Annotated in this window: 3 protein-coding genes and 1 pseudogene; 3 read left to right on the forward strand and 1 reads right to left on the reverse strand. The window is 52.5% G+C overall.

Annotated elements, in window-relative coordinates; all coding sequences use genetic code 11:
• Positions 1-273: 273 nt before the first annotated feature.
• The 3 genes from LNV08_RS22835 (at position 274) to LNV08_RS22845 (ending at position 3,761) form a co-directional block, all read left to right on the forward strand.
• Entirely contained in the window at positions 274-1,404 is a 1,131-nt protein-coding gene (locus LNV08_RS22835; protein WP_263536045.1) for a glycosyltransferase family 4 protein, read from the forward strand.
• Positions 1,405-1,835: 431 nt separating this feature from the next.
• Positions 1,836-2,639, forward strand: coding sequence for a hypothetical protein (locus tag LNV08_RS22840; protein WP_263536046.1), 804 nt, complete (start codon positions 1,836-1,838; stop codon positions 2,637-2,639).
• A 255-nt stretch (positions 2,640-2,894) separates the two neighbouring features.
• Positions 2,895-3,761, forward strand: a complete 867-nt coding sequence (locus tag LNV08_RS22845) for a DapH/DapD/GlmU-related protein (RefSeq protein WP_263536047.1) — start codon at positions 2,895-2,897, stop codon at positions 3,759-3,761.
• 330 nt (positions 3,762-4,091) lie between these two features.
• Here LNV08_RS22845 and LNV08_RS22850 read toward each other — a convergent pair.
• Positions 4,092-5,218, reverse strand: a pseudogene (locus LNV08_RS22850) (IS3 family transposase).
• Between the last annotated feature and the right edge of the window lie 347 nt (positions 5,219-5,565).

Consider the following 5,565-nt stretch of genomic DNA (forward strand, 5'->3'; position numbering starts at 1 on the left):
AAAATCTACACTACAACTACGGTGAAGGCGCATATGGGTGGCTATTTTTGGACACGAACTCTGATTAGCTGAGCCAAGCGAGCGACAGTCGCCCTATAAGACTTGACAATTTAAAGCATCAAGCGACCCGCCTACCCGGCATGCCCCCATCCTTCAATCGAAATACTGGGCAATAGAAGGTATTTATTCGAGGCACGGTCTGTTAGACCTGCCATACGCACCCTTTCGGAGTTGAATTGGGTTGATTTTTTATCCTGGATTGGTAGTCGATAAATGCGCATTGCGGTAGTTTCCAATACAGCTTGGTACCTGTTTAATTTTCGCCTCAATCTGATGCATTCACTGATTGCAGCCGGTCACTCCGTAGTGGCCGTAGCGCCCGAGGACGTTTACTGCGAGCGCATCCTCACCGCAGGTGTTAATTTTGAAAATGTGCAAATTTCTGGCGGGGGGACCAACCCGTTTAAAGAAATTTTATCTGTGATTGGCCTCTGGCGTGTGATACGCAGACATCGCATAGACCTGGTGCTGAGTTACACCCCAAAGGGTAATTTGTATTCGGCGCTGGCTTGCATTCTTCGAGGTGTGCCCTTTGTGCCGAACGTATCGGGCCTGGGGCGAGCGTTCATTCGGAAGTCTCCAGCAACACTAGCAGCACAAGTCTTGTACAAATTAACCTTTGGACGAGCATATCGAGTATTTTTTCAAAACCTTGACGACATGGGAGTGTTTGTCAATGCTGGCCTAGTGCATACCAAAAATGCCGAACGCCTACCAGGATCTGGCGTGGACTTAACACGTTTTGTGCCCGCACCACCCCCGATTCGCTCACATGCAGCACCCGTATTCCTACTTGTGGCGCGGATGCTTTGGGACAAGGGCGTGGGGGAGTATGTGGAGGCAGCGCGCAAGGTTCGCGCACTTCATCCAGAGTGTCGCTTTCAGTTATTGGGGTTCTTGGATGTGGCCAACCCATCGGCCATTTCGCGAAAGCAAATGGATGAGTGGGTGACTGAGGGCGTGGTGGATTATTTAGGTAAAACCGACGATGTGCGTCCACATATTTTCAACGCCGATTGTGTCATCCTGCCCTCCTACCGCGAAGGCGTACCGCGCACACTGCTGGAGGCTGCAGCCACCGCCAGGCCGGTGATTACAACCGATGCGCCGGGGTGTCGTGACACAGTCATCGACGGTCAAACAGGCTTTTTATGCCGCCCAGCTGATACGGCCGACTTGGTAGAAAAGATACTTAAATTTGTTTCACTCACACATGATCAACGTGCAAGCATGGGACGCAATGGACGAGCGTTTGCAGAGGAGAACTTTAGTGAACATTTTGTGATTGAGCGGTATCTTAAAGTTGTCGGCGCGATTCGAGCATCCTATTCGAACCTGAAGTGAGTTTGGCACCAGGTGCGCCGGCGAACCGTAAGTCGGGCAACCGAGCGACGCGCCGGAGCAGCGGACCTCGCAGTCGGTGCGCTAGGCCGGCACTTCGAGCTTGACGTTCTCAGCTGCGCACGGCGATAGCAGGCTCAACCCGCTGGTAAAAAACGCCTCCACTCCAATGCTTAAATCCTGGCCCCTAACAACCGCTCGATGTTTCTGGCCGTTACTCGCCACACGAAACGACGACGACCCGAGGTATATCGAGAGCTTACAGCAATTGGTGTCGAACTCGGTCCGCCCTGCGTTGAGCAACAGAGACGCGCCGCGACCACCATATGGGCCAGGCGCGCATCCAGCCCCCGCACCGCCGCCGCGCCCGCCAAGCTCATCACTAGTGGGTTTTAAATTGCGGGGGCCTTCGGGTGGTGTACTATTCGAATTCTTTGTTCTTGATTGTTTACCAAAGGGCTTTGCTGATGAGTGTTTTGCCATCATTCGATCTTGTTGGCTATGGCGGCCTGTTGAGAGACTTGGTTTCGTCAGGATTTAACTTCAGGCCAATTGTGGATATCGGCAGCTGTGAGGCCGGGGATGTTTTTCTCCGCCACGATGTAGATTTCTCCCTCGAATTGTCACTTGCCCTGGCACAAGTTGAGTTCGAGCTCGGCGTTTCTTCGTGCTATTACGTGCTGCTGAGCGGTCCTTATAATCCATGCTCTGCCTCTTCAATTAACGCAATGATGAGGTTACGTGCAATGGGTCACGCGATTGGTCTACATTACGATCTAAGTCTTTATCCGGACCAGTCAGTGCTGGCTCGCCAACGACTAGACGCTGAGATTAGATTTTTGCAAGAAATTTCAGATGGCGAAGTAAAGACTATTGTCATGCACGAGCCCTCCCGAGGGCAAGAGGACTTCTTTCTTGACGCTGCGCCTTATATTAATCCGACGCACTTCCAGAAAACCCACCACGATCTGCTTTATGTGAGTGATTCTTGTCGGGCTTGGCGTGACCTATCGCTGCTAGAGTTCCTCGATGGGCGGTCGGAGAAATCCTGTCTAATGCTTAATGTCCACCCGGAAAGCTGGCTGGCTGAACGCCCGCAGCATCGCCTCACATACCTTGAAAGAACGCTTTTACCAAAGGTGCTTGAACCCACGCAACGCTATTTTATGGAATCTGTGCGTCATTCTTGGCAAACGCACATCGGGCCAGTTCACGGCTACGGGGACTCGGATGCATAAATCAGTGAGCCTCAAGGAGGTGTTCGGCGCACCGTCAGAGTCCAATTTTGGAATTCTCTGGAAGAATTTAGATTTCCGGTCAAGCTGCTTTTCCGCACTCGACGAGGAGGACCTGAATTGGAAAATTTCCGCCTTAGAGAACGATGAATCCAGGAGGCATAGAACTAACTCTAATGCTGAATTCGTTAAAAGCCTAACCTCAGTTCGAGGCATTCAAATTGGAAAGAAATACGCGGATTTTTTTGAGGTGGCGCGATGAGTAATGAGTTAAATTTTCCAATTAAGGTCTCTACGCTTTCTGAGCGCTTCGGCTTCGTTTGGCGAGGAACGGATGTGGAAATAACCAACGTCCGGCCATATAGCGATTTAAGAAATGGGGCCCTTTGCTTTACCAGCGATGTTTCAAATCCTCAAAACTCGTCGCTCGACGTGGTTGTCGTGTCGCTTCCTGAGTTTGATTGTAAAGCGGGCGCTGCTATTGAAGCGAAGAACCCACGGTTGGTATTTGCCCAACTGCTCAACTACCTCGACAACAATATCGGCTTCAAGGTCTCTACTGAGCCTCCGAAAATAGCTGAAAACGCGGTTATTAGTCCTAGCGCCTTTGTAGGGCGCGGGGTGAAAATTGGACCAAGGACGGTTATTGGTCACAATGTCGTTATCGCCGACGGAGTCGTTATCGGCGCGGACTGTATAGTTAAATCCAACTCGGTAATCGGCGAGGCTGGTTTTGGGTTTGTTCGAGATGATACTGGCGTCCCTTTGCGTATGTCCCACTTAGGAACAGTTGTTATTGGGGACAGGGTGGAAATTGGCAGCCTTAATACAGTATGCCGCGCTACCCTTGGAGAGACTATTATTGAGAACGATGTAAAGATAGACGACCATGTACATATAGCTCATAATTGCATAATTCGATCCGGCGCTTTAATTACTGCTTGCGCTGAGTTGAGTGGTGGCGTGATAGTCGGGCGTAACGTTTGGATTGGGCCGAATTCTTCCATAATAGAAAAGATAGAGATTGGTGATAATGCATTTGTGGGTATTGGATCAAATGTTACGAAGCCAGTGCTACCTGACTCGACGGTAGCAGGCAACCCTGCCCGCATTTTGAAAAAATGATTCACTGTGATTGCGATTTAGGCTGTGAAATTTGATCGGCAGTCTTGAATTTACCGGACTGTATACATAGTCAGGCCTGTAAAAGTCCGGTATCCTCATGGCAAATGATATCTCGGGATGAGTGCCATTGGCCAGAACTCCCAGAGAGGTATTCAATCGTTATTGATTTCCGGTAGTTCTGGAGGAAACCGCTGCATAACCCGCTCCGCAAACTCGCCCACCCCAACGGCAGCCGAGGATTCCAGGATGCGTAAATAATCGCTCGGTTTTAGAGCGTTTTGAAGGGTTTTCGGCCCTTCATTCCGGCCCTTTGGCCCGTAAGCTCCCCTGTCAAGAGGACAGTTGATTTCTAGAGTTTGCGGCGGCTGTGGTGATTAATCTAGGCATGAACTGCTTGGGCGGTACGCCCCCAAGTGCGTCATGCGGTCGGTACTCGTTGTATTGGGTCAGCCAATCGTCGGCGATGGCTTGGACTTGCTCGATGGAGCTGAAGAGGTAGGCATCGAGCACCTCCGTTCGGAACGTCGGGTTGAAGCGTTCGATGTAGGCGTTCTGGTTGGGCTCGCCAGGCTCGATGTAGTTCAAGGCAATACCTTTGCACTGGGCTCATTCGACGAAGTCATGGCTGGTCATCTCGGGGCCGTTGTCCATGCGAATCGACTGCGGCGCTCCGTACCAATCCACCAGACGGTCCATCGTTCGAATCAACATCGAAGCCGGCAGTGATTGGGCCACCTGGATCGCCAGGGCCTCGCGATTGGCTTCGTCGATGACGTTGAGGGTTCGGAATCGGCGGCCGTCGTAAAGCACGTCATGCATGAAATCTAAGGCCCACCCCTGATTGACGAACGATCCCGCAGCGAGAGGCACGGGTTCACGTTGAGGGATACGGCGCTTGGTGCGACGAGGAATGTTCAGACCCAAGTCGCAATACACCCGCCAGACCCGCTTGTGGTTCCATGGCCGACCATCCAGGCGCAGCCGGTCAAAGCACTTCCAGAATCCCCAGCGACCGTTGCGCTCGACGATGCCGTTGAGCGCATCAATGACCTCGGCATCCTTCTCCTGTGGCAACGGTGGCACCTTGTAGTACGCCGCCCGTGACAAGCCCGCGGCGTGGCAGGCTCGCGTGATCGACAAGCGGTGCTCGGTCACCATGACCTCGACCGCCTGCCGCTTCACGGACGGCGTCAGAATTTTTTTGACAGTACGTCCTTGATGGCCGTGTTCTCCAACGCCAGGTCCGCGTACATGCGCTTGAGCCGCGCGCTCTCTGTCTCCAGCTCGCGCATGCGCGTCAGGTCCGACACCGTCGCGCCCGCGTACTTGCTCTTCCACGCGTAATACGTAGGCGCGCTGATGGCGTGCTTACGGCACACCTCCGCCACAGGCATGCCTGCCTCGCCTTCTTTGAGGATCGCCACGATCTGGCTCTCCGTGAACTTGCTCTTCCTCATGGGCCTCTTCCTTTCGGGTTGGGCCGCATTCTCTGATTTCAGTTGTCTACTTGGTGGGTGAGCTTACGCTCCGCTTCCTCCTGTGTATCAAAAGTCTCAGATTCCCGTTTTCCGTTTGGGAGTCGGACGGTGACACGTATCTTGATGCCGGTCTTTGTTTGTCTGTTGGTGAAGCCTGCCATGATTTGTCCTATCGGAGATGACACCAAATTAGTTTTGGAGTCAGGTTGAGGGCTGACCTGCTGACACCATTTGGAGTCAGTGGAGTCAGTTCTGGAGTCAAATAGCTGACACCAAACCCCTTTTCGAGACCGCTGCATAACTTCCCTAATGCGCGCAACTTGAAG

It is taken from the genome of Paucibacter sp. TC2R-5 (assembly GCF_025717605.1).
Classification (GTDB): Bacteria; Pseudomonadota; Gammaproteobacteria; order Burkholderiales; family Burkholderiaceae_C; genus Paucibacter_A; species Paucibacter_A albus.

Excerpts from the sequence above, each read along its gene's own strand:
- LNV08_RS22835 (WP_263536045.1), top strand. The coding sequence starts at position 274 with ATGCGCATTGCGGTAGTTTCCAATACAGCTTGGTACCTGTTTAATTTT.
- LNV08_RS22845 (WP_263536047.1), top strand. The coding sequence starts at position 2,895 with ATGAGTAATGAGTTAAATTTTCCAATTAAGGTCTCTACGCTTTCTGAG.